23 protein-coding genes are annotated in these 23,076 nt (G+C 73.7%); 11 read left to right on the top strand and 12 right to left on the bottom strand.

Annotation, left to right across the window (positions count from 1 at the left end; translation table 11 throughout):
• Positions 1–13 precede the first annotated feature (13 nt).
• The gene (locus ADK41_RS20135; RefSeq protein ID WP_030833070.1) at positions 14–901 is read left to right on the top strand and encodes a fructosamine kinase family protein; all 888 of its coding nucleotides are present in this window, start codon (positions 14–16) and stop codon (positions 899–901) included.
• Here ADK41_RS20135 and ADK41_RS20130 read toward each other — a convergent pair.
• The 3 genes from ADK41_RS20130 to ADK41_RS20120 form a co-directional block, all read right to left on the bottom strand.
• Positions 898–2,556, bottom strand: a complete 1,659-nt coding sequence (locus ADK41_RS20130) for a catalase (protein WP_030833067.1) — start codon at positions 2,554–2,556, stop codon at positions 898–900. The two genes, ADK41_RS20135 and ADK41_RS20130, sit on opposite strands and share 4 nt — an antisense overlap.
• Positions 2,557–2,747: 191 nt before the next feature.
• Positions 2,748–2,984 carry a hypothetical protein gene (locus ADK41_RS20125; protein ID WP_030833059.1) on the bottom strand — a complete coding sequence of 79 codons (237 nt, stop codon included), beginning with the start codon at positions 2,982–2,984 and terminating at the stop codon, positions 2,748–2,750.
• 265 nt (positions 2,985–3,249) lie between these two features.
• Positions 3,250–4,740 carry a helix-turn-helix domain-containing protein gene (locus ADK41_RS20120; RefSeq protein WP_030833058.1) on the bottom strand — a complete coding sequence of 497 codons (1,491 nt, stop codon included), beginning with the start codon at positions 4,738–4,740 and terminating at the stop codon, positions 3,250–3,252.
• A 146-nt stretch (positions 4,741–4,886) separates the two neighbouring features.
• On the opposite strand from ADK41_RS20120, the gene ADK41_RS20115 reads away from it, so the two are divergent.
• The 3 genes from ADK41_RS20115 (at position 4,887) to ADK41_RS20105 (ending at position 7,883) form a co-directional block, all read left to right on the top strand.
• Positions 4,887–5,507, top strand: coding sequence for an L-threonylcarbamoyladenylate synthase (locus tag ADK41_RS20115; RefSeq protein WP_030833055.1), 621 nt, complete (start codon positions 4,887–4,889; stop codon positions 5,505–5,507).
• Positions 5,508–5,533: 26 nt separating this feature from the next.
• A complete protein-coding gene (locus tag ADK41_RS20110; protein ID WP_030833051.1) occupies positions 5,534–6,289 on the top strand; it encodes a dienelactone hydrolase family protein in 756 nt (251 codons plus the stop codon).
• Positions 6,290–6,377: 88 nt separating this feature from the next.
• The gene (locus tag ADK41_RS20105) at positions 6,378–7,883 is read left to right on the top strand and encodes a metallophosphoesterase family protein (protein WP_030833047.1); all 1,506 of its coding nucleotides are present in this window, start codon (positions 6,378–6,380) and stop codon (positions 7,881–7,883) included.
• 1 nt (position 7,884) lies between these two features.
• Here ADK41_RS20105 and ADK41_RS20100 read toward each other — a convergent pair whose 3' ends face one another.
• Positions 7,885–8,850 (bottom strand): TauD/TfdA dioxygenase family protein, encoded by a 966-nt coding sequence (locus tag ADK41_RS20100; protein WP_030833044.1) that lies wholly within the window; start codon positions 8,848–8,850, stop codon positions 7,885–7,887.
• Positions 8,851–8,962: 112 nt separating this feature from the next.
• Between ADK41_RS20100 and ADK41_RS20095 the strand changes: the two genes are divergently transcribed.
• Positions 8,963–9,793, top strand: a complete 831-nt coding sequence (locus ADK41_RS20095) for an aldo/keto reductase (protein ID WP_030833041.1) — start codon at positions 8,963–8,965, stop codon at positions 9,791–9,793.
• Positions 9,794–10,032: 239 nt separating this feature from the next.
• Here the strand turns inward: ADK41_RS20095 and ADK41_RS20090 are convergent, their stop codons facing one another.
• From ADK41_RS20090 to ADK41_RS20075, 4 genes are all read right to left on the bottom strand, one after another.
• The gene (locus ADK41_RS20090; RefSeq protein WP_030833038.1) at positions 10,033–12,354 is read right to left on the bottom strand and encodes a SpoIIE family protein phosphatase; all 2,322 of its coding nucleotides are present in this window, start codon (positions 12,352–12,354) and stop codon (positions 10,033–10,035) included.
• A 60-nt stretch (positions 12,355–12,414) separates the two neighbouring features.
• On the bottom strand, positions 12,415–12,873 hold the full coding sequence (locus ADK41_RS20085) for a peroxiredoxin (protein ID WP_030833035.1): 459 nt from the start codon (positions 12,871–12,873) through the stop codon (positions 12,415–12,417).
• Positions 12,870–13,250 carry a DoxX family protein gene (locus ADK41_RS20080; RefSeq protein ID WP_030833032.1) on the bottom strand — a complete coding sequence of 127 codons (381 nt, stop codon included), beginning with the start codon at positions 13,248–13,250 and terminating at the stop codon, positions 12,870–12,872. The genes ADK41_RS20085 and ADK41_RS20080 overlap by 4 nt, the downstream gene beginning before the upstream one ends.
• A gap of 80 nt (positions 13,251–13,330) precedes the next feature.
• A complete protein-coding gene (locus ADK41_RS20075) occupies positions 13,331–13,825 on the bottom strand; it encodes a MarR family winged helix-turn-helix transcriptional regulator (protein WP_030833029.1) in 495 nt (164 codons plus the stop codon).
• A 263-nt stretch (positions 13,826–14,088) separates the two neighbouring features.
• On the opposite strand from ADK41_RS20075, the gene ADK41_RS20070 reads away from it, so the two are divergent.
• Together ADK41_RS20070 and hemC are read left to right on the top strand one after the other, a co-directional pair.
• On the top strand, positions 14,089–14,865 hold the full coding sequence (locus ADK41_RS20070) for an NPP1 family protein (RefSeq protein ID WP_030833026.1): 777 nt from the start codon (positions 14,089–14,091) through the stop codon (positions 14,863–14,865).
• 78 nt (positions 14,866–14,943) lie between these two features.
• Positions 14,944–15,879 (top strand): hydroxymethylbilane synthase, encoded by a 936-nt coding sequence (gene hemC, locus ADK41_RS20065; protein ID WP_030833022.1) that lies wholly within the window; start codon positions 14,944–14,946, stop codon positions 15,877–15,879.
• 9 nt (positions 15,880–15,888) lie between these two features.
• On the opposite strand, the gene ADK41_RS20060 is transcribed toward hemC, so the two are convergent.
• Positions 15,889–16,410: a hypothetical protein gene (locus tag ADK41_RS20060; RefSeq protein ID WP_030833018.1), complete on the bottom strand. Its 522-nt coding sequence runs from the start codon at positions 16,408–16,410 to the stop codon at positions 15,889–15,891.
• Between the two features lie 496 nt (positions 16,411–16,906).
• Here ADK41_RS20060 and ADK41_RS20055 point away from each other — a divergent pair, with 496 nt between their 5' ends.
• The gene (locus ADK41_RS20055; protein ID WP_030833013.1) at positions 16,907–17,698 is read left to right on the top strand and encodes an RNA polymerase sigma factor SigF; all 792 of its coding nucleotides are present in this window, start codon (positions 16,907–16,909) and stop codon (positions 17,696–17,698) included.
• A 24-nt stretch (positions 17,699–17,722) separates the two neighbouring features.
• On the opposite strand, the gene ADK41_RS20050 is transcribed toward ADK41_RS20055, so the two are convergent.
• Positions 17,723–18,043 (bottom strand): ANTAR domain-containing protein, encoded by a 321-nt coding sequence (locus ADK41_RS20050; protein WP_199821961.1) that lies wholly within the window; start codon positions 18,041–18,043, stop codon positions 17,723–17,725.
• Positions 18,044–18,293: 250 nt separating this feature from the next.
• Between ADK41_RS20050 and ADK41_RS20045 the strand changes: the two genes are divergently transcribed.
• A complete protein-coding gene (locus tag ADK41_RS20045) occupies positions 18,294–19,097 on the top strand; it encodes a VOC family protein (RefSeq protein ID WP_030833008.1) in 804 nt (267 codons plus the stop codon).
• 20 nt (positions 19,098–19,117) lie between these two features.
• On the opposite strand, the gene glgX is transcribed toward ADK41_RS20045, so the two are convergent.
• Entirely contained in the window at positions 19,118–21,262 is a 2,145-nt protein-coding gene (gene glgX / locus ADK41_RS20040) for a glycogen debranching protein GlgX (RefSeq protein WP_030833005.1), read from the bottom strand.
• Positions 21,259–21,771, bottom strand: coding sequence for a hypothetical protein (locus ADK41_RS20035; protein WP_030833002.1), 513 nt, complete (start codon positions 21,769–21,771; stop codon positions 21,259–21,261). The genes glgX and ADK41_RS20035 overlap by 4 nt, the downstream gene beginning before the upstream one ends.
• 352 nt (positions 21,772–22,123) lie before the next feature.
• On the opposite strand from ADK41_RS20035, the gene ADK41_RS20030 reads away from it, so the two are divergent.
• Both ADK41_RS20030 and ADK41_RS20025 read left to right on the top strand, forming a co-directional pair.
• Positions 22,124–22,426 (top strand): DUF5133 domain-containing protein, encoded by a 303-nt coding sequence (locus tag ADK41_RS20030; protein ID WP_030832998.1) that lies wholly within the window; start codon positions 22,124–22,126, stop codon positions 22,424–22,426.
• 73 nt (positions 22,427–22,499) lie between these two features.
• On the top strand, positions 22,500–23,076 hold a 577-nt coding region (locus ADK41_RS20025; protein ID WP_030832996.1), incomplete at its 3' end, for a maltotransferase domain-containing protein.

Below are 23,076 nucleotides of genomic sequence, written 5' to 3'. Positions count from 1 at the left end.
GAGGAGTCCGCCCATGAGCCTCCCTCCCGGTCCGTCCGCCCGGGACGGTGACGGTCCGGGGGCCGTGGCGGCCCGGCTCACCGGGCGGGCGGTGACCGGTGTGCGTCCGCTGTCCGCCTCGCTCGCCGAGGTCGCCCTCGACGACGGCCGGGCGGTGGTCGTCAAGAACGCCGCGGGAGCGGAGGCCGCGCGCGCCGAGGCGGCGGGGCTGCGCTGGCTGGCCGCGGCCGGGGCGGTGCGGGTGCCGGCGGTGCACGGTCACGACGCGCACCGGCTGGTCGTCGACCGGGTGGCGCAGGGCCCGCCCGGGCGGGGGGCGGCGCTGCGGTTCGGCCGGGAGCTGGCCGCGCTGCACGCCGCCGGCGCGCCGGCCTTCGGGGCGCCGCCGCCGGGCGGCCCGGTGGAAGCGTTCATCGGGCTCGCCCCGATGCGCAACGTCACCGGCGACGACTGGCCCGGCTGGTACGCCGGGCACCGGGTCCTGCCGTATCTGCGCCGGGCGGTCGACGACGGCACCGTCACCGCCGGTGAGGCGGACGTCGTCGAGCGGGTCTGTGAGCGGCTGCCGGAGCTCGCCGGGCCCGCCGAGCCGCCCGCGCGGCTGCACGGCGACCTGTGGAACGGCAACGTGCTCTGGGGCGCCGACGGGCACGTCCGGCTGATCGACCCGGCCGCCCACGGCGGGCACCGGGAGACCGATCTGGCGATGCTCGCCCTCTTCGGCTGTCCCCGGCTGGACGCGGTGCTGGACGGCTACCGGGAGGCGGCGCCGCTCGCCGAGGGGTGGCGGACACGCGTCGGCGTGCACCAGCTGTTCCCGCTGCTGGTGCACGCCGTGCTGTTCGGACGCGGCTACGCCGAGCAGGCGCTCGCGGTGGCGCGGTCGGCGGACCGTCTCTAGCGGGTCACCACGTGCCGTTCGTCGGGGACGCAGTGGGTCATGGTGAGTCCCTCCACGTCGCGCGGCGGGTTGTCGCCGAGGCCGGCCAGCCGCTTGCGGTCCTCGTCGGTGAGGTTCTGGCTGTCCAGGGGCTCCAGGTGGGCGACGTCCTCCGGCATGATCCCGAGGCCCTCGCCGACCCTGCGGCCGAGGTCGTTCTCGACCAGCAGGAAGTGCCACACCATGCGCTCCTGCACCTCCCGGTCGCACTGGGAGATCAGGGTGACGAAGTTCTTCACCAGGTCGTCGCGCTCCCAGTCCTCCATCAGGCAGTAGCGCTGGCCCGCCTGGAGGTAGTCGTTGGTGCGCTCGATGCGCTTGCGGGTGAGCCGGCCCACGATCTCGGGGCCCTGGTCGTCGTGCGTCGGGTACTGGGCCTCCCGCAGACCGCCGGTGATCGACGGCTCGTAGTTGACGTGCGGGTTCTCCCCGCCGTTGTCCTGGACGTACGCCATCTGCCCGTCGCGCTGGTTGGTGCGCACGTCGGCGTGCTTGGCCTGGTTGACGGGCAGCTGCAGGTAGTTCGGGCCGACGCGATGGCGCTGGGTGTCGCTGTAGGAGAAGGTCCTGCCGACGAGCATCTTGTCGTCGGAGAAGTCCAGACCGTCGACGAGGACGCCGGTGCCGAAGGAGATCTGCTCGTTCTCGGCGAAGAAGTTGCCCGGCATCCGGTTCAGCACCATCCGGCCCACCGGCTTCGGCGGGAAGTCCTGCTCCGGCCAGGTCTTGGTGTCGTCCAGCGGGTCGAAGTCCAGCTCCGGGTGGTCGTGGTCGTCCATCATCTGGACCAGCAGTTCCCACTCCGGGTGCTCGCCGCGCTCCACCGCCTCGTACAGGTCCTTGGTGGCGTGGCCGAGCGACTCGGCCTGGACGTTCGCCGCGTCCTCCTCGGTCATGCTGCGCACGCCCTGCTTGGGCATCCAGTGGTACTTGACCAGCTTGGTGTTGCCCTCGGCGTCGACCCACTTGTAGGTGTTCACGCCGAAGCCCTGCATGTGGCGGTAGTCCGCCGGGATGCCGCGCGGGCTGAACAGGTTGACCAGCATGTGCATGCACTCCGGCGTCTGCGACATGAAGTCGAAGATGCGGCGCGGCTGCTGCTCGAAGGTGACCGGGTCGGGCTTGAGGGCGTGGATGACGTCCGGGAACTTGATCGCGTCCCGGATGAAGAAGACGCCCAGGTTGTTGCCGACGAGGTCCCAGTTGCCGTCCTCGGTGTAGAACTTCACCGCGAAGCCGCGGGGGTCGCGGGCGGCCTCGGAGGAGTCGCGTCCGCCGATGACGGTGGAGAAGCGGACGGCCACGTCCGTGCGCTTGCCCTCCTCCTGGAAGAGCCTGGCGCGGGTGTAGCGGGAGACCGGCTCGTCGCCCCACTTCCCGTACGCCTCGAAGTAGCCGTACGCGGTGACGCCGCGGGCGTGCACCACGCGTTCGGGGATGCGTTCCCGGTCGAAGTGGCTGATCTTCTCCAGGAACTGGTAGTTCTCCAGCGTGGCCGGGCCGCGGGAGCCGACGGTCCGCTGGTTCTGGTTGTCGTAGACCGGGTGGCCCTGCCGGTTGGTGAGTACCTTTCGGTCGTCGCCCGGAGCGGGGCCCCGGCTCGAAACGTCCGTCATGATCGTGGGCTCCTTGAACTGCTCGACCCCCCGCGGTGGCGCGTACGAGGGTCATGCTGCCGCGCATCACCGCGGTCGGCGACTCGGGGAACCGCCGGTTGCGCCGGGCCGTGCGCGGGAGGCGGCCCGCGCCGGCACGGGTCCGGCCGCCGCGGTCGTGCGCGGCGGCCGGGTCCGGCACAGCGGTGTGTTCAGCCGCCGTTCAGGCGTGCGCGCAGCAGCCCCTTGCCGAGTTCCGCGCCCTTGCGGCTGTCCGCCTGGGCCTTGCGGAACAGGTCGGCGACCTCGGTGTCCTTTGCGCGTTCGGCGTCCTGGATGTAGCCCTCCAGGCGCAGTGCGTTGCTCAGGCACGCCTCGACGTACCAGATCAGGTCGTAGTCCTTGTCCTGCGTGCCGGTGGCGCCGCCGGTCTCCGTCTCGCTGGTCATCCGGGCCTCCTCGTCGCGGTGCTCGTCACGGGCCCGCCCACCCCGGCGCACCGGGGCGGGGGCCTCCACAGCGGCGGACGGGTACCCGTCCCCGCCGGAGGCACACGGCGGCGAAAGGGCGGGGGCGCGACCGGTCCCCCGTTCCGGTCGTGCCCCCGCGATGCGCCGAAACTATGCGCGGCGGGGCGGGGCTGTGTACCGCACCGGTGCCCGCCGCGGCCGCCGAAGGGCTCAGCCGTGCACAACCGAGTCCGAAAGGACCGGTTCATCCACCCGCGAGGACCGGCTGTTCCAGGTCACCCGCCGCCAGATGGGCCAGCACCACCTCGTACAGGTCGGTCCCGGCGGCCAGCAACTGGCGTTCCAGGACCGGTTCGGCGCTGCGCACGTGCTCGCGCACGGTCTGGGCGTGCACGCCCAGGCGCCGCGCGGCCCGCTCGGCGTTGCCGCCGGCGGCGATCCAGGCGCACAGGGTGCGGCGCACGTTCCGGGCGTCCCCCTCCAGCCGCCCCAGCAGCTCCCGCGCCCAGCCGCCGACGGCGGGGCCGGCCAGCAGGCCGGCGAGGCCCGGGGAGGGCGCCGCGCCGGCGCCGTCCGCCTGCCCGTCCAGGAGGTTGATCTGGGTGTGGAGCGCCAGGTGCACCACGGCGCGGACGGTGACGTCGTCGAAGTCGACGCCCAGCATGGCCTCGACGCGTTCCATGCGGGCCCGCACGGTGTTGCGGCTGACGCCGAGGACCTTGGCCGCGCTGACGGCGGTGAACTCCAGGCCGAGGCGGGTGGTGGCGAGGAGTTCGGCGCGGGTGTGGTGCGGCAGCGCGTCGAGCGGGCGCAGCACCCGGGCCGCCCAGCCGCGCAGTGCGGCGGGGTCCATCAGCCGCTCCGGGTGGGTGCGTTCGGCGTACACGGCCGTCTTGTCGGCGCGGAAGCGCGCCACCGCCAGGGCGCTGACGGCCTGCCCGTACGCGGTGGCGGTACGGGCGAGGCTCTGCCGCACGCTGCCGCCGAGGAAGGTGTCCGGGTGCCGTCCGACCAGCGACCGCAGCTCGCCGGCGGTGGCCTCGCGGGGACCGACGACGATCACGTGCCCGTCCATCGCCGGGCAGCGCACGACCAGCGCCTCCTCCCGCGTGGTGTCCAGGCACTCCGCGGCGAGCCGGTCGCGCAGGGCGGGCGCGGACTCGACGACGTAGACGCAGGCCGTGTCGGCGTCGAGCAGGCCGGGCCAGAACCCGGCGGCGACCCGGCGGGCGGCGACGGTGTCCTCGACCATCAGCAGCTGCAGGATCGCCAGCCGGAGATCGGCGGTGGCCCGCCGCAGCCGGTGTCCGGCGGCGTCGGTCTCGTGGGCGGTCAGCAGGAGTTCGATCACCTGGGCGGTGTGCGTGACGACGTCGGAGGCGTGCCGGTCGAAGGGGGCCTCGCGGGAGACGGCCAGCACCCGGGTCCTCGAGGGGTGCCCGATCCTCACCAGGCGCACGTGGCGCCCCTCCCCCTCCCAGGCGGCGGAGGCGATCCGGCCGGAGCCGAGGTCGGCGACGAGGGCCTCGTCCAGCGGCAGCCGGGTACCGGCGAGCGGCGTGCCGGCGGCGTCCTGGAGGGACACCTCCGCGTGCGCGGTGGCGGCCAGCCAGTCGACGATCCTGCCGACGTCCCGCCCGCCCGGGCGCAGGTGTGCGAGCAGTTCCCGCGCCCACGCCGGATGCTCCCCGGCCGTCACCGGCGTCCGCCGGATTCCGTCCCCACGGCCTGCCACCCCGGCCTTCCCCTCGTCCGCTCGTCGTTCCCGGCCCAGGCCGGGGACGTTACCCCACCCGTGCGCGCGGCTCACCCCGCGTCCGCGCGCCCCGCCCCGAAACGGCGTGTGCGGCCCTCGGCCCCCGGGCGGCATAAGCTCGGTGAATGGCGAAGTACTTCGACGTGCACCCCGACAACCCCCAGCCGCGCACCATCGCGCAGGTCGCCGAGAGCATCCGCTCCGACGCCCTCGTCGCGTATCCCACGGACTCCTGCTACGCACTCGGCTGCCGTCTGGGCAGTCGTTCCGGCATCGACCGGATCCGCACGATCCGCAAGCTGGACGACCGGCACCACTTCACCCTGATGTGCCGGGACTTCGCGCAGCTCGGCCAGTTCGTGCGGATCGACAACGACGTGTTCCGCGCGGTGAAGGCGTCGACCCCGGGCAGCTACACGTTCATCCTGCCCGCGACGAAGGAGGTGCCGCGCATGCTGATGCACCCCAAGAAGAAGACGGTCGGCGTGCGCATCCCGGACCACGTCGTCACCCAGGCCCTGTTGGCCGAACTCGGTGAGCCGCTCCTGTCCAGCACCCTGCTGCTGCCCGGCGAGGACGAGCCGATGACCCAGGGCTGGGAGATCAAGGACCTGCTCGACCACCAGGTGGACGCGGTGCTCGACTCCGGCGACTGCGGCACCGAGCCGACCACCGTGATCGACTTCTCGGGCGGCGAGGCGGAGATCGTGCGCAGGGGCGCCGGCGACGTCTCGCGGTTCGAGTGAGTCCGGGTGAGGGCGACGGTCCGGTGGTGACCGCCGTACGGGGAACCGACGTCGACATCCGCACCGAGGACGGGACCGTCGACGCGTATCTGACGCGTCCCGTGGAGGGGGGCGCCCGCCCCGCGGTCCTGTGGTACATGGACGCCTACGGCCTGCGTCCGCGGCTGCGGGAGATGGCCGACCGGCTGGCGCGGGCCGGCTACACCGTCCTGGTGCCGAACGTCTTCCACCGGCGCGGGCGCGCCCCGGTGGTCGAGCTGCCGGAGTTCATCGACGCGGGGGCGCGGCCGGAGATCTTCCGGCGGCTCCGTCCGACCATGCGGGCGCTGACGCCCGAGCGGGCGATGCGGGACGCCGGGGCGTATCTGCGATGGCTCGCCGAGTGCCCGGCGGCGGCCGGCGGCCCGGTGGCGGTGACCGGCTACTGCATGGGCGCGGCCCTGGCCCTGCGCACCGCCGGCGCCTACCCGGACCGGGTGGCCGCCGCGGCCGGGTTCCACGGGGGCCGGCTGGCGACGGACGCGCCGGACAGTCCGCACCTGGTGGCCGGCCGGATCACCGCCGAGGTGTACTTCGGCCACGCCGACCGGGACCGCTCGCTGCCCCCGGAGCAGATCGAACGCCTGGAGCGGGCCCTGACGGACGCCGGTGTCCGGCACCGTTGCGAGGTGTACGCCGGGGCCGGACACGGTTACACCCAGTCCGACACGGCCGCGTACGACAAGGAGGCGGACGAGCGTCACTGGGCGGCGCTGCTCGGCCTGTTGGCACGCACCTTCTGACCGTCGTCCCCAACTCGTGTCCGTAGGGCGGGGATTCACCGGCACCCCGCTCTGCGGCCGGCCCTCGCACCGTTGTTACGGTGCACCGGTGTCCGAATCCTCACGCGATACCGCCGAGGGCGCCGGCTGGGGCGCCGCCGAACGCGGTACGTACCGGCGGCTGATGCCGCACAAGGTCGAGAAGATCTCCTGGTTCGACCCGAGAACGCTGTGGGCCGCCCGCAACGGGGTGCTGGCCTCCTGGCTCGGCGACCCCACGGGAGACACCCGCGCCCGCTGGGTGGCCCAGCGGGCGGCGGCCGGCGCGCCCGCCGACAAGGTGATCCGGCGCGACGATCCGGACCGGTTCTCGTTCCTGGTGATCGGCGACACCGGCGAGGGCGGCGAGCCCCAGTACGCGATGGTGCCCGGGCTGCTGGAGGAGGGCCGGGACACCGCCTTCGCCGTGCTCGCCAGCGATGTGATCTACCCGGTGGGCAGCGCCGACGACTACGCCGACAAGTTCTTCCGCCCGTACCGGGACTACCCGGCGCCGGTCTACGCGATACCGGGCAACCACGACTGGTACGAGGACCTCGGCGGCTTCATGCGCGTCTTCTGCGGCGACGCCCCGCCGCTGCCGCCCGCTCCGGCGCCACGCCCGCTCAGCCGCGCCCGGCTGCGCTCCCTGTTGTGGCACCGGCCGCGCGCCGGGGACGGCGGGCGCCTGGACGAGGCGCGCGCGATGCGGTCCGCGCCCGCCCAGCGGGCGGTGCAGCCGGGGCCGTACTGGGCGATCGACGCCGGGCCTGTGCGGATCGTCGGCATCGACACGGGACTGCTGGGCACCGTCGACGCCGAACAGGGCGCGTGGCTGCGGGAGGTCTCCCGCGGCCCGCGTCCGAAGATCCTCGTCACGGGCTCGCCCCTGTACGTGGACGGCGAGCACCACCCGTGCCCGATCGAGGGCGGCGGCACCGTCGACGACGTCGTCCGCGACCCCGCCCACCACTACGTGGCCGCGATAGGCGGCGACATCCACAACTACCAGCGCTACCCGGTACGCCTGGACGACGGGCGCACCCTGCAGTACGTGGTGGCGGGCGGCGGCGGCGCCTTCACCCACGCCACCCACACCATCCCCCGGGTGGACGTCGCCGGTGTCACCGAGCGGGACTTCCGCTGCTATCCGCTGCGCGGCGACTCCCTGGCCTTCTACAGCGCCCTGTACGGGCGCCGGCTGCGGCTGCGCCGCTTCTTCGCCCTCACCGACGCCGAGGCGATGGCCGTGATCGCCGAACGCCTCGGCATCGGCCCCACCCGGGCCCCGGGCGCGCCGACGCGGGTCACCCGCCGGATGCGGCTGGTCGCCGGGCTGCTCGGCACCGGACGCCGGCCCGACCGGGGCAAGCGGCTGCGGCTGCCCGTGCGCAAGGCCTACACGTCGCTGTTCTCACCGGGTTCGGCCACCCACAGCCCGCCGTTCTTCAAGTGCTTCCTGCGGCTGGACGTGAGCCCGGAGGCGGTCCGGCTGCGCTGTCACGCGGCCACCGGCCACCGCGCGCAGGAGGTCGCCCCGCCGGTCGAGGACGAGGTGACCATCCCCCTCGGGTGAGCTACCAGCGGCCGGGGGCGGTACCGGTGACCGGTCGCGAGGGCCTGCCGTCCACGCCGACCGGGACGTCGCCGGCGAGCATCACCCGGTGCATGATCCGCGGGTGGTCGAGGTGGGCGGTGTCGCCGGGGGCCAGGTGGATGGTGGCCCGGTTGTCCCAGAACGCCACGCTGCCCGGCTCCCAGCGCAGCCGCACGGTGTACTCGGGCCGGGTGGCCTGCTCCAGGAGCATCTGGAGGACGGCCGCGCTCTCGGGGCGGGACAGGCCGGTGATCTGCTCGACGTAGTAGCCGTTGACGAACAGCACCCGCTCCCCGGTCTCCGGGTGGACGCGCACCAAGGGGTGCTCCGAGGCGGTCTGGCGGTCCAGCAGGTGGCGCAGATAGGCGTCGTCGCCGGGGCGGGGCTGGTAGCCGACCCCCAGCCGGTGCTCGGCGCGCAGCCGGTCGGCGAACTCCCGCACCGGCGCGGACAGTCCGGCGTACGCCGCGGCCAGGTTCGACCAGGTGGTGTCGCCGCCGTACGGCGGAACGGTCTCGGCGCGCAGGATCGTCGCGGCCGGCGGGTCGACCCGGGCGCCGTGGTCGCAGTGCCAGCCGCGCAGCAGGGTGTGGCGGCGCCGCCGCAGCCACTCGTCGTGCTCCATGCCGAAGCGGCCGCCGAGCTCCAGCCGGTCGGCGGTGGTCTCGATCTCGGGGAAGTCCGGCGGGGACGCCCTGCCGCGCCGGGGCAGCACGACCGGTTCGCCGAACCGGCGGGCCAGCGCCACGTGCGCGGCGTGGTCGAGGCGCTGTCCGCGGAAGAACACCACCTTCCAGCGCAGCACCGCCGCCCTGACGGCGGCGATCACGGCGGCGTCGAGGTCACCGGCGAGGTCGACACCGGTGATCTCGGCCCCGATGTGCCCGGTGACCGGGCGCACCTCCACCGCCGTGTCCTCCCCCGCGCCGTCCCCGTGCGTCGTCATGCGTTCCCCACTCCGTCGGTCGTCCCCACCGGTCTCCCTACCCGTCCGGTTGATCATCGACCCCTCCTCCCCGACGCTGGGGGGACGACACTGTCAACGGGAAGGCACCCCGATGAGCGGCATCCCGAGCCACACCCTCAACGACGGCACGACGATCCCCGCCCTGGGCCTGGGCACCTGGCCGATGGACGACGCCGAGGCGGAGCGGGCGGTGGCCGAGGCCCTCCGGGCGGGCTACCGCCTCGTCGACACGGCGGCCAACTACCGCAACGAGACCGGCGTCGGCCGTGCCGTGGCCCGGGCCGGCGTCCCGCGCGAGGAGGTCGTCGTGACGACGAAGCTCCCGGGCCGGCACCACGGCCACGAGGAGACCCTCGCCTCCTTCGAGGAGTCCCGCGCCCGGCTCGGCCTGGAGTACGTCGACCTCTACCTGATCCACTGGCCGCTCCCCCGCGTCGACCGGTACGTCGACTCCTGGAGGGCCATGATCAAGCTGCGTGAGGACGGGCTCGTCCGGTCGATCGGCGTCTCCAACTTCACGCCCGCCCACATCGAGCGGCTGGAGAAGGAGACCGGGGTGCTTCCCTCGGTCAACCAGATCGAGCTGCACCCCTTCTTCCCGCAGGAGGAACTGCGCGCGTACCACGCCGGCAAGGGCGTGCTGATCGAGAGCTGGAGCCCGCTCGGCCGCGGCTCGACGCTCCTGGACGACCGGGCCGTGGGCGCCGTCGCCGAGGCGCACGGGGTCACCCCGGCCCAGGCGGTGCTGCGCTGGCACGTCCAGCTGGGCGTGCTCCCCGTCCCCAAGTCGTCCGATCCGGGGCGGCAGCGCGCGAACCTCGACGTCTTCGGCTTCGCGCTGGACGCCGCCCAGATGCGGACGATCGCCGACCGCGCCCACCGGCGGATCGGCGGGGATCCGGAGGTCCACGAGGAGTTCTGACCGGGCGTCCGGGGCCGCTGCGTGCGGCGGTGGCGTGCGGGAGGGAGCGGGCCGGTGAGCCCGCTCCGTGGTGCGGGGCCACAGCGCGCGGCGCGACACGGCTTCTCGTCCGGGCGGCCGGAGGGTGGCCGGAGGCGCGGCGCACCCGGTTCGCGGCGGGCGGCCGGGGCGATCAGGCCGGGGCCTCGTCCGGGCCGCCGCGGAGCCGGACGGGAGTCGGGCGGGAGCCGGGCGGCGGATCACCGCTGCGGCAGCGGCTGCTCCGCCCAGATCGTCTTGCCGCGGTCCGTCTGGCGGCTGCCCCAGCGCTGGGTGAGCTGGGCCACCAGCAGCAGTCCGCGGCCGCCCTCGTCGTAGGCGTGGGCGCGGCGCAGATGCGGTGAGGTGGAGCTGGCGTCGGCGACCTCGCAGATGAGGGTGCGGTCGCGGATCAGCCGCAGCTGGACGGGCGGCACGCCGTACCGGATGGCGTTGGTGACCAGTTCGCTGACGACGAGCTCGGTGATGAAGGCGATCTCCTCCAGCCCCCACGCGGCCAGCCGTTCGCCGGCCCACTCCCGGGCGGCGGCCACCTCCTCGGGGTCCGGCAGCACGTCCCTCGTGGCGACCTGATCGGCGCCCAGGGCCCGGGTGCGGGCCAGGAGCAGCGCCACGTCGTCGCCGGGCTCCTCGGGCAGTACGTCCTTCAGCACGCCGTCGCACAGGGACTCCAGCGAGTCGGCGGGCACCTCCAGGGCGCGGCACAGCGCCTCGGTGGCGCGGTCGATGTCACGGTCGCGGCCCTCGATCAGACCGTCGGTGTAGAGGGCGACGACGGCGCCCTCGGGCAGCTGGAGCTCCGTCGCCTCGAACGGCAGCCCTCCGACGCCCAGCGGGGGCCCCGCGTTCACGTGGATGAGCCGGCACGTCCCGTCGGGCAGCAGGAGGGCGGGCGCGGGGTGCCCGGCGGCCGCCACGGTCAGGCGCCGGGAGACGGGGTCGTAGACGGCGTACAGGCAGGTGGAGCCCAGCTCGCCGACGTCCTCGCGGTCGTCGGCGGCGAGGTGGATGACCAGGTCGTCGAGGTGGGTGAGGAGTTCGTCGGGCGGGAGGTCCACGTCGGCGAGGGTGCGCACGGCCGTGCACAGCCGGCCCATGGTGGCCGTGGAGGGGATGCCGTGGCCGACGACGTCGCCCACGACCAGGGCGACCCGGCTGCCGGCCAGCGGGATCACGTCGAACCAGTCGCCGCCGATGCCGGCCGCCGACGAGGTGGGCAGATAGCGGTGGGCGACCTCGACGGCGGCCTGCCCGGGCAGCCCTTTCGGCAGCAGGCTGTGCTGGAGGGCCAGCGCGGTGGCGCGTTCGCGGGCGAAGCGGCGGGCGTTGTCGACGCAGACGGCGGCGCGGCTGGCGAGTTCCTCGGCGAGCGCGGCGTCGTCGTCGGCGTACCCCTCGGGGTGGAGGTTGCGGACGGCCACCGCGACGCCGAGGACGACGCCCCGGGCGCGCAGCGGCACGGCCAGCAGCGAGTGGACGTCGGCGACGCACGCGGGGACGCCGCGCACCGTCATCCACCGGTCGAAGTCCGGCTCGCCGGCACGGGCGAGCACCGCCCTGCACTCGCGCAGCGCCCGCGCGGGCGGGGAGAAGGGCGGGTAGACGTCCGTCTGACCGAGGCGCACGACCGCCTCGGGGGAGCCCTCGGCGGCGGAGCCGTGCGCCACCCGGCGCAGCACGACCCCGGTGTCCGGCCGGGCCGGGGGCTCGTCGGCGCCGAGGACCCAGTCGTGCAGGTCGACGGCGGCGAAGTCGGCGACCGCCGGGACCATGAGCGCCACGAGTTCCTCGGCGGTGCGTACGACGTCCAGGGTGGTGCCGATGGCGGTCGCGGCCTCGTTCAGCAGGGCCAGCCGCTGCCGGGCCCGGTGCTGCTCGGTGGTGTCGAACGCCGCGAGGGCGGCGCCCAGCGGCTCGCCGGAGGGCCCGGCGACCGGCCACATCTCCATGTTCCAGGTGCGCGGGCGGGGCTGGGAGGGCGCCTGGGCGTAGACCTCGTACTGCAGCGGCTCGCCCGTCCCGGTGACCCGGCGCAGATGCCGGTCCAGGCCGCGGGTGTACTCGTCGTCCTCCATGGTGTCCAGGCAGGACCGTCCGACGAGGTTCTCCTGCGACTCGCCCAGCAGCCGGCAGGCGGTGTCGTTGACCAGGAGGTAGCGCAGGTCGGGGCCGACGACCGAGATCGCCAGGGACGCCTGCTGGAACGCCCACGCGGCCAGCGGGGTCCGCGCCGCGTCGGGCGGCTCGGCGGTGATCAGGTGCCCGGTCGGGGCGCCCCGGGCGTCCAGCAGGGGCCGGACCGTGAGCCGGGCCGGTACGGGGTGACCGTCGCGGTGACGCAGCGTGACCGGGCCCGAGGGGAGGGGCGTGGCGCCGGACGGCGCGTCCTCGGCGAGCAGCGCCCGTACGTCCCGCCCCACGGCCTCCTCGGCCGGGTGGCCGGTCAGCAGCCGGGCGCCCTCGCTCCACCCCGTCACGACGCCGCGGGCATCGACGACCATCGCGGCGGAGGCGTCATCCATTCGTCCAGGATCATCCCATTGCGCCCCCGCATCAACCGCGACGGCCCGCCCGGGGCCGCGCTACGCGCGGAGCGCGGCGAGCGCCCGGTCCGCGTGGGCGTTCATCCGCAGTTCGCTGCGCACGACCTCCAGGACGGTGCGGTCCCGGCCGATGACGAAGGTGGCCCGTTTCGTCGGCGCCAGAGCGATCCCCCGCTTCACCCCGAACCGCTCACGGACCGTGCCGTCGACGTCGGACAGCAGGGGCATGCCGAGGGAGTGCCGGCCGGCGAACTCCGCCTGCCATTCGACGGCGTCCGCGCTGATGCCCACCGGCCGCGCGCCCACCGCGGCGAACTCGGCGGCGAGGTCGCGGAAGCGACAGGCCTGCGCGGTGCAGCCGGGGCTCAGCGCGGCCGGGTAGAAGAACAGCACCACCGGCCCTTCGGCGAGCAGTTCCGAGAGCCGGCGGACGCTGCCTGCCTCGTCCGGGAGCGCGAAGTCCGGGGCCGTGTCGCCCTTCTCCACCCGCCCGCTCACGACCGGCCCTCCGCGCCCTTGGCGACGCCGCGCGCCCACAGCACCAGCGGCACCTGCAGGGGCAGCCGGCCGAGGGCCGCGGCCCGCTGCGGGGCGGGGCGGTGCCGCCAGTCGACGGCCATCTTCACGTTGGCGGGGAACACGCCGACGAAGAAGGCCGCCGAGGCCAGTGCGGCGGCCCTGCGGGTGCGGGGCAGCGCCAGCCCGGCGGCCAGCGCGAGTTCGACGGCGCCGCTGGCATGGGTCCAGGTCCGGGGCGAGCCGGGCAGGGAGCGCGGCACGATGTGGTCGAACTGACGGGGGGCGGCGAAGTGGGCGGCGCCCGCGACGGCCAGCAGGCCGGCGAGCAGCAGGGGCGAGCGTTCGGACCGTGACACGGTTCCTCCTCCGATGGCCTGCCGCGTGATATTACCCGACGGTAAGTACCGTGCGGCACCGGTCCCCGAGGGACCTGCCGTCAGGCGCCGTGGGCGGGTTCCGGCTCCTCGGCGGCGTGGGCGAGGAAGTCGTCGACCATGCGGTGGAAGAGGGTGGCGAGCCGCCGCAGGTCGTCGGGCGACCAGTCGGCCAGGGCCACCTGCATGCCGCGGACTCCCGTCTCCCGGATCCGGGCGATGGCCTCCCGGCCGGATCCGGTGAGCTCGATGCGCTGGGCGCGGCGGTCGTCGGGGTCCGGGACCCGGGTGACATGACCGGACTTCTGCAGCTGCTGCACCGTGCGGGTGACGTGCGAGGCCTCCACGCCCAGCCGGGCGGCCAGCTCTCCCGGCCGCATCGGCTCGGTGTCCGCCATCTGCCGCAGCAGTGCGACGGCGGCCCGGTCCAGCGGCACACCCGCCAGCGCCATCAGCCGCTCGTGCTGACGCGCGCGCGTGCTCAGGTAGGTGAGGCGGTGGAGCGCGCGCTCGATCTCGGCCACTTCCGCGGGGGCGGGGACGTCGGGTGTGGACATGCACCGCACTTTACCATCTCATTGCGTAACTCAATCAATCGCCCGCGCCCACCGCAGCCGCCCCGCACCCGGGGGGACGACGGCCGGCACGCCGGACGAACCGGGGCGATCCGGGACGGTCCGTAACCCGCCACCACGCATGTTGGGCCGCGCTTCACCGGGGGTGCACCTGCACCCTCTTGGCATGTATACGTCCAGACGGGATGCTGAACTCCCCATTCCCCCACAGCCGTTGGCTGCGCCCGGACCACGAGGAGGACGCAGTGCCGTCGAGCACGTCCCGAACGCACCGCAGGAGATGGCTGACCGGCCTGGCCGGCGCGGCCGCGCTCGTCATCGCCTTCCCCGCCACCGCCTTCGCCGCGCCCCCTCCCGCCCTGCCGGCCGACGCGGACGCCCTGGAGCGGACGTACCAGCCCGCGTACGACTACGACACCGACGGCTGCTACCCCACGGCGGCGATCGGCCCGGACGGCTCCGTCAACACCGGCCTCAAACCGACCGGCGCCCTCAACGGCAACTGCCGTGACGCCTCGGACCTGGAGAACACCAACGGTTACTCACGCGCCACGTGCAACAACGGCTGGTGCGCCGTCGTCTACGGGCTGTACTTCGAGAAGGACCAGGCCCTGCCGGGCACGAGCCTCGGGGGGCACCGCCACGACTGGGAGCACGTCGTGGTCTGGGTGCACGACGACACCGTGCAGTACGTCTCGACCTCCAACCACGGGTCGTTCACGGTCCACGCCCGCTCGGCGGTCCGCTTCGAGGGCACGCATCCGAAGGTCGTGTACCACAAGGACGGCATCGGCACCCACTGCTTCCGCCTCGCGGGTTCGGGCGACGAGCCGCCGGAGAACCACAAGGGCAGCTGGCAGTACCCGGCGCTGGTCGGCTGGAACGGCTACCCGGCGGGTCTGCGGGACAAGCTCAGCTCGTACGACTTCGGCAGCGCCCACTTCGGCCTGAAGGACGGCAGCTTCGCCTCCCACCTCGCCGCGGCCAAGCCCTCCGGCATCCCCTTCGACCCGAACGCCTGACCGTACAGGGCCCGTTGACGCCGGGGCGTCGTTCGGCGCCCCGGTACGGGCAAGGTCCCGAGGGGCTATCGTGGCGGCATGTCGCTGCCCGGACCGGTCCGTATCGTCTCCCGTGACTCGCCCATGGCGCTCGCCCAGGTGGAGCGGGTCCGGGCCGAGTTGGCCGCCGCTCACCCCGGGGTCCGCACCGAGGTCGTGCCCGTGCGGACGACCGGGGACAAGTGGCTCGGCGATCTGTCGAAGGTGGAGGGCAAGGGCGCGTTCACCAAGGAGGTGGACGCCGCGCTGCTCGCCGGCGAGGCGGACGTCGCCGTGCACTGCGTCAAGGACGTGCCCGCCGACCGGCCGCTCCCGGCGGGCACGGTGTTCGCCGCGTTCCTGGAGCGGGACGACATCCGCGACGCCCTCGTCCACCCGGGCGGCCTCACCCTGGACGAGCTCCCGCCCGGCACCCGGATCGGCACCTCCTCGGTGCGCCGGGTCGCCCAACTGGCCGCCACCCACCCGCATCTGACGTGCGTGCCACTGCGCGGCAACGCCAACCGGCGGCTGGAGAAGCTCGCGGCCGGGGAGGCGGACGCCCTGCTGCTGGCGGTCTCCGGCCTGGAACGGATCGGCCGCACCGACGTGATCAGCGAGGTGCTCTCCCCCGAGGCCATGATGCCGCCCATCGGCGCGGGCATCCTCGCGCTGCAGTGCCGTGAGGGCGACACCGGCCTGATCGACGCCGTCGGCGCCCTCGGCCACCCGGACACCCATCGCGAGGCCGCCGCCGAACGCATGTTCCTGCATGTGCTGCAGGGACACTGCAACAGCCCGATCGCCGGCTGCGCACGGGTGGACCGCGGCGGCGAACTGTCCCTGCGGGCGTGCGTCTTCACCCCGGACGGCAAGACCCGACTGAACGCGCACGAGTGGGCGGGGCGGCTGGACCCGGCCACGCTCGGCACCTCGGTCGCCGTGGCGCTGCTGCGCCAGGGCGCCCGCGAGATCATCGACGGCATCCCGCACTGACGCGAACGCTCAGGCGGTGCCTTCCTCCGCCTGTTCCTGCAGGAAGACGCTCACCTGCTGGGCGAGGCTGTCCCGGCCCGCGCCCGCCGGCGCCCCCGTGGCTCCCTCGTGCACGCCGACGCCGCCCGCCCACAGCCGGCGCCCGGCCCACTCCTCGTCGACGCGCAGCTGGACCTGGACGTCGACCTGGCTCAGGGCCGCCTCGGGGCCGGCCGCGTAGAGGACGGCGGTGGCACGGCGCAGCGGGTAGACGTCGAAGCCCTCGATGAACTGCGAATTGCGCCAGTCGATGAGCGCGCTCTCGCCGTCGGGGCCGGTCCGTACGTCGATCTGGCCGTCCTCGACGTGAATGCAGAAAGGCCGGTCACCGCGATTCTCGACGGTCACGCGGACACTGAAGTACGTCAGCCCTTCGGCGGCGTCGTCCCGTCCCCTCGGCGGTTCGCCGGATTCCAGACGGTGGACGCGGACCCGCAGACCGGCATGCTCGTCGTACTCCTGCCAGTCCCCGACCACGTTCGGCTCGTACACGGTGCACCTCTCGACTTCTGTCCGATGCTTCCTATCCGCGGCCTCGGCGCACTGTCAAATGAGCGGAATGCGCCGTGGTCAGGCGGTTCGCCCCGGCTGATCGGCGATCAAGCGCTGCGCTGGAGGAATCCCCCGGCCGGCCGGCCGGGGGCCGGGAAGGGCGTGCCGTACGTCACGTCCGGCGCCGTGCTCACCGGCGCACCGTCCGAGCGGCCCGCGACGGCGGGGACGGGCCGGCCCGCGGCCGCCGTTCCGCCGCGGGGAATTTCACGCCGTGAATTCACTTGATTTCCCACCGTGCGCCCTCCGGCGATTTCCCTCGCCGAATTCCAGGAAAGGTTTTGGAATGTCGGACCGCGGGGAAGGGGATTCTCAGTGCTTCGGACAGGAGGCACGTCCGTGGGGACCGCTTCGCGGCCGCGGGCCTGTCGTGGTCCGAGCCGCCGTCTCCCACGGGTTCTGTCCATCCGGCACCCCGCTCAGGGAGGTGCGCGCGATGCGTACCGTCAGTCCCAGGAAGCAGCACTCCCACGACGACGCCCCCGACACGGCCGGGGACTTCGAACGCCTGGCCCGGCTGCCCGACGGGCCCGAGCGCAGGATGCTGCGCGACGCGCTGGTCACGGCCTGGCTGCCGATGGCCGAGCGCATCGCCGTCCGTTTCCGGGGCCGCGGTGAGGCCCTGGAGGATCTGTACCAGGTGGCGGCCCTCGGTCTGGTCAAGGCCGTGGACCACTACGACCCGGCACGCGGCAACGCCTTCGAGGCGTACGCCGTGCCGACCGTCACCGGCGAGATCAAGCGCCACTTCCGCGACCACATGTGGACGCTGCACGTGCCGCGCCGGGTCCAGGACCTGCGCAACCGTGTGCGGCACACGGCCAAGGAGCTGGCGCAGACCACTTCGGGCCGCTCTCCCACGGTCGCCGAGATCGCCGCGCACGCCCGGCTGACCGAGAGCGAGGTGCGCACCGGGATGGAGGCCCTGGAGTGCTTCTCCGCGCTGTCGCTGGAGGCGGAGATGCCGGGCACCGACGGTTACGCCCTGGGCGACGCGATCGGCGGCCCGGACCCGGCCTACGACACCGTCGTCGACCGGGTGGCGGTACGGCCCTGTCTGGAGGCGCTGCCGGAGCGCGAGCGGCTCATCCTCTACCTGCGGTTCTTCCGGGGGATGACGCAGAGCGGCATCGCCGAGCAGCTCGGTATCTCGCAGATGCACGTCTCCCGGCTGCTGAGCGGCTGCTTCGCCCAGCTGCGCGAGGAACTGCTCGCCGAGACCGGCTGAGCGGGGCGTGCTCCGCCGGGCGCGTCAGCCCTCCGGCGGCACGCCCGGGATCTGGGTGGGGCCGAGCCGGTCCAGGACCTCCTCCAGCACGGTGCGCACCTCCACGGGCAGGAGCCCGGTGCGCCCCCAGACGAGGATCAGGTCGGCCACGGTGCGCAGCTTGATGTTCGTGCGCTGGGAGACCTCCTTCAGCACGGTCCAGCCCTGGTCGGGCGAGACCCGCCCGAGCGCGACGACCATGCCGATCGCCTGGTCCACCACCGCGTGCGAGACGACCGCGTCCTTCAGCTGCTGCACCTCTTCCTCCAGCTGGAGGATGCGGTCCGCGCCCCCGTCCGTGGGCATGGTCACCTCCGGGTCCGGTGTGCCGTTCTCCTGATGCCTTCGCATAGTGCTTGAGTGCCTTCACCCAGTGTCCGGTCCATCCATCGTCGCCACTGGGGCCGCCCTGCGCCACCGGGGTGGCCCCAGGGCGGCGGGGCCTCTCGTTTCGGCGCCGCCGCCGGGGTACTCGGCAGGCGCCCGGAGGGGTACCCGGCGGACACTGGTGCCATCCGGGTGGCTGCCAGGCCGACGAGATCAGGACGCGACTGCCATGAACCACGACATGCCCTCCCCCGCCGGCGCGACGGACGTCGTCTCGACGCACTCCGTGTTCGGGACGCCCTGCTGGGTGAGCCTGACCAGCCGCGACATGAAGACGACCGAGGAGTTCTACGGAGCCGTGCTGGGCTGGGACTGGCGTCCGGTGCGCCTCGGCGACCGGTTCCGCATCGCCCTGTCCGAGGGCCGGCCGGTGGCCGGGATCGCCGCGGTCGCCGGGATGTGGCGGATGGCGGTGGCGTGGACGCCGTACTTCGCGGTGCGCAGCGCCGACGAGGCCGCGGGGCGGGTGCAGGAGCGCGGCGGCACCACGGCGGTCGGCCCGATCTCCCTGCCGCCCGGGCGCGCGGCGCTGCTGGCCGACCGGGACGGGGCGACGTTCGGGGTCTGGGAGGGTGAGCTGTTCACCGACTGGCCCACCTGGCGCCGCGCACAGCTCGCGTTCGTCCGGCTGCACACCCGTGACGCCTTCGACGCCGCGATCTTCTACGGCGGGGTCTTCGACTGGGCGTCCGACAAGCCGGGCGGCGTCGAGGTGCGGTACGAGGGCGAGGAAGTGGTGCTGCGCAGCGAGGGGGACGTGGTGGCGCGGATCGAGTCGGGGGCGGCGGAGTCGGCTCCCGACCCGTCGGTCCGGCCGCACTGGCAGGTGCACTTCGCGGTGAAGGACGTGGCCGCCTGCGCCCACGCCGCCGAGCGGCACGGCGGCAGCGTCCTGTCCCTGGGCGCCGACGAGGCCGTGCTCCGCGACAACGAGGGCGCCCAGTTCACGGTGGTGTCACGCCGCGCGCGCTGACAGCGGGCACGCCCCGCCGCTCATCGGGCCGTACGGGACGGGCGGGACAGCAGGACCAGGCTGCGGGGGCCCGCGGTGAGGGTGGTGGCCGCCTTGCGCTCCGCCTCGTCGGGGACGCCCTCCGGGTCGGCGGTGTCGATCAGGGCCGTCCAGCGCTCCCCGTAGGAGGCGTCCGGCAGCCGGAAGCGGACGGGCTCCCAGTGGCCGTTGAGCAGCAGCAGGAAGGAGTCGTCGACCAGGCGCCGGCCGCGCGGGCCTGGTTCGGCGATGGCGTCGCCGTTGAGGAACACCCCGACCGAGTGGGCGTCGGAGCGCCGCCAGTCGTCGTCGGTCATCTCCCGTCCGTCCGGCAGCAGCCACACCAGGTCGGGCAGCGGCTGGCCGGCGCGGCGCACGGTCTCGCCCCGGAAGAAGCGGCGGCGGCGCAGCACGGGGTGGGCGAGGCGCAGGGAGATCAGCCTGCGGGTGAAGTCCAGCAGCTCGCGCTGTTCGCCGGTGAGCCGCCAGTCGATCCAGCTGATCTCGTTGTCCTGGCAGTAGGCGTTGTTGTTGCCGCGCTGGGTGCGGCCCAGTTCGTCGCCGTGGGAGAGCATCGGGATGCCCTGGGAGAGCAGCAGGGTGGCGAGGAAGTTGCGCTGCTGGCGGGCGCGCAGCTCCAGTACGGCCGGGTCGCGGGTGGGGCCCTCCGCGCCGCAGTTCCAGGAGCGGTTGGTGCTCTCGCCGTCCCGGTTGCCCTCGCCGTTGGCCTCGTTGTGCTTGTCGTTGTACGAGACGAGATCGCGCAGGGTGAAACCGTCGTGCGCGGTGACGAAGTTGACGCTGGCGCGCGGGCGGCGTCCGTTGTGCGCGTACAGGTCGGAGGAGCCGGTCAGCCGGGAGGCGAACTCGCCGAGGGTGTGTTCCTCGCCGCGCCAGAAGTCCCGTACGGCGTCGCGGTACAGGCCGTTCCACTCCGACCACAGCGGGGGGAAGTTGCCCACCTGGTAGCCGCCCTCGCCCACGTCCCAGGGTTCGGCGATCAGCTTGACGCGGCTGATCACGGGGTCCTGCTGGATGAGGTCGAAGAACGCCGACAGCCGGTCGACCTCGTGGAACTGCCGGGCCAGGGTGGCCGCGAGGTCGAAGCGGAAGCCGTCGACGTGCATCTCGGTGACCCAGTACCTGAGCGAGTCCATGATCAGCTGGAGGACGTAGGGGTGGCGCATCAGCAGGCTGTTGCCGGTGCCGGTGGTGTCGTAGTAGTGCGCCCAGTCGCCGTCCACCAGGCGGTAGTACGCGGAGTTGTCGATGCCCCGGAAGGAGAGGGTGGGGCCCAGGTGGTTGCCCTCGGCGGTGTGGTTGTAGACGACGTCGAGGATCACCTCGAGTCCGGCCGCGTGCAGGGTCTTCACCATCTCCTTGAACTCGGTGACCTGCTGCCCGCGGGTGCCGCGGGCGGCGTAGGCGTTGTGCGGGGCGAAGAAGCCGATGGTGTTGTAGCCCCAGTAGTTGGCCAGGTCGCGGCTCTGCAGCACGCCGTCCTGGACGAACTGGTGGACCGGCATCAGTTCCACGGCGGTGACGCCCAGCGAGGTGAGGTGCTCGACCACGGCGGGGTGCGCCAGTCCGGCGTAGGTGCCGCGGAGTTCGGCGGGGACGTCGGGGTGGGTGCGGGTGAGGCCCTTGACGTGGGCCTCGTAGATCACGGTGTCGGAGTAGGGGCGGCCGGGCCGGGTGTCGTCGCCCCAGTCGAAGGCCGGGTCGGTGACCACGCCGAGCACGGTGTGGCCGGCGCTGTCGGCCCGGTCGGGTCCGTGCGGGTCGCGCTCGTACAGCGAGGGGTGGTTGTCGATCCGGCCGTCCACCGCCGTGGCGTAGGGGTCGAGGAGGAGTTTCGCCGGGTTGCAGCGGTCGCCGGCCGTCGGGGCCCAGGGGCCGTGCACCCGGTAGCCGTAGCGCCGGCCGGGGCCGACGCCGGGGAGGTAACCGTGCCAGACGGAGCCGTCGACCTCGGTGAGCCGCACCGTGGTGTGCCGGCCGTCGTCGTCGACCAGGACCAGGTCGACGCCTTCGGCCACCTCGCTGAAGAGCGCGAAGTTGGTGCCCTCGCCGTCGCAGGACGCACCCAGCGGGTAGGGGCGCCCGCTCCAGGCGGGCGCCCCTTTCCGGTTCTGTCGCCGGGTCACCGGGCCTCCTCCAGGATGCCGCCCGGCGTTCGTACCCGGCCGGTGAGCGTGGCGACGCTCACCTCGCGGGGCAGGTCCAGTCCCTCGCTCTCGCGCGGGTCGGGCGCGGTCGGCACGAGCGGGACGCGTTCGCCGGCGCGGGCGCGCTGCGAGAACCAGATGACCTTGCTGCCGTTCTCGGTGGCGCAGCAGCCCCAGCCGTCGCTGCTCGCCGCGATGTGCTCGAGGCAGCCGCGCAGCTCCTGGTCGGGGCGCAGGGCTCGGTTGTTCTCCCCGATGGCGGTGATGAGGTGCTGGCCGTTCCACCACATCTCGATCGACGTGTTCTTGTCGGTGGCGTGCTCGTCGATGGCCCGCAGCAGCATCTCGGCGCCGCCGCAGACGGGCTCCATCAGGTTCTCCAGGTCCCAGAACCGGAGGTGGGCGGCCAGTATGCGGCCGACCTGTCCCACCTTCTCGGAGCTGACCTCCACGTCGAGGTGGTAGTAGCAGGGCACTGCGGTCTTCATGGTGGTTGGCTCCTCACGCGAAGCTCTCGTCCCTCCTCGCCCCCACGGGGCGAGCCCCCGAACACGGAACGTGAGCGGGTATCGCTTCTGAGTCACCTTCAGGGTGAGGCGGTTGGGCCGTTCGTGCAACACGAGCGCACCTGCGTGACTCCTGGGGCGACATCCGGGCGGGTGCGGCCCCGACGCACCGCCCCAAGTGATTGAAATTCCAACAAGACGTCGCGTCATCACCCGTGCACCATGTGTGAAGACCTCGATCGCCGTTACGGATCCGTGCGGCTACGCGCACGGCCGCCGCCCGACCGTCGGGACGACGCGCCTCGAATCGAGCCCCGGAAAGGTGAACGGCGCCATGCTGCTACCCGCCAAAGCCGAAGTCGCCCGGCAGTTGCGTCGATACCGGGCCTGGGAACGCGTGATGCTGGCGGCCCCGACCGATCACACGGTGCGGGCCACCTTCGAGGACGCCGGCTACACCCTCTGCGTGCTGATGGGCAGGCGCTGCGCCCGGGAGGCGGCGGACGCCGCCGAACGGTACCTGCGCACCACCCTCGTCACCTATCTGCAGGAACAGAACGACACGCCCCGTCCGGCGGCCACGGTCCGACGGGGCCCTCCGGCCGTCGAGCGGCGGTCCCCGGCGGGAAGGCGATGACCTTCCCGCCCTTGTCCGGTCCCACGCCCGGGCGTCCGCCCGGGCGTCGAGCACGGCGGAGGTGCACAGCCCCATGAAGACGAGTCGGACCATCGGCCGCGTCCCGGTACGGGACGTCCGGCCGTCCGTCGACTGCGGCAGGCGGCCGGCCAAGGCCGTCGTGGGCGAGACGTTCGAGGTCACGGCCACGCTCTTCCGCGAGGGCCACGAAGCGGTGGCCGCCGACGTGGTGCTGAGGGATCCCGAGGGACGGCCGGGGCCGTTCACGCCGATGCGGGAGCTCGCACCGGGCAGTGACCGGTGGGGCGCGGAGGTCGTCGCGGACGGCCCGGGCCGGTGGACCTACCACGTCGAGGCCTGGGGCGACCCCGTGGCCACCTGGCGCAGGACCGCCTGCGTCAAGGTTCCGGCGGGCATCGACACCGGACTGGTGCTGGAGGAGGGCGCCGACCTGTACGAGCGGGCGGCGGCCGGGGTTCCGCGGGCGGACGGACAGGCCGTGGTCCTCGCCGCGGCCGAGACCCTGCGGGACGACTCCCTGCCCTGCGCCACCCGGCTGGCGGCGGCGTTGACGCCGGAGGTGGACGCGGTGCTGGCCGCGCATCCGCTGCGGGAGCCGGTCAGCGGCAGCGACCCGCTGCCGCTGCTGG

Origin of the sequence: Streptomyces caelestis (genome assembly GCF_001279005.1) — a bacterium.
In the GTDB taxonomy this organism is placed as follows: domain Bacteria; phylum Actinomycetota; class Actinomycetes; order Streptomycetales; family Streptomycetaceae; genus Streptomyces; species Streptomyces heliomycini.
Note: the sequence above shows the minus strand (reverse complement) of the source record. Positions and strands in the feature narration are given on the sequence as shown.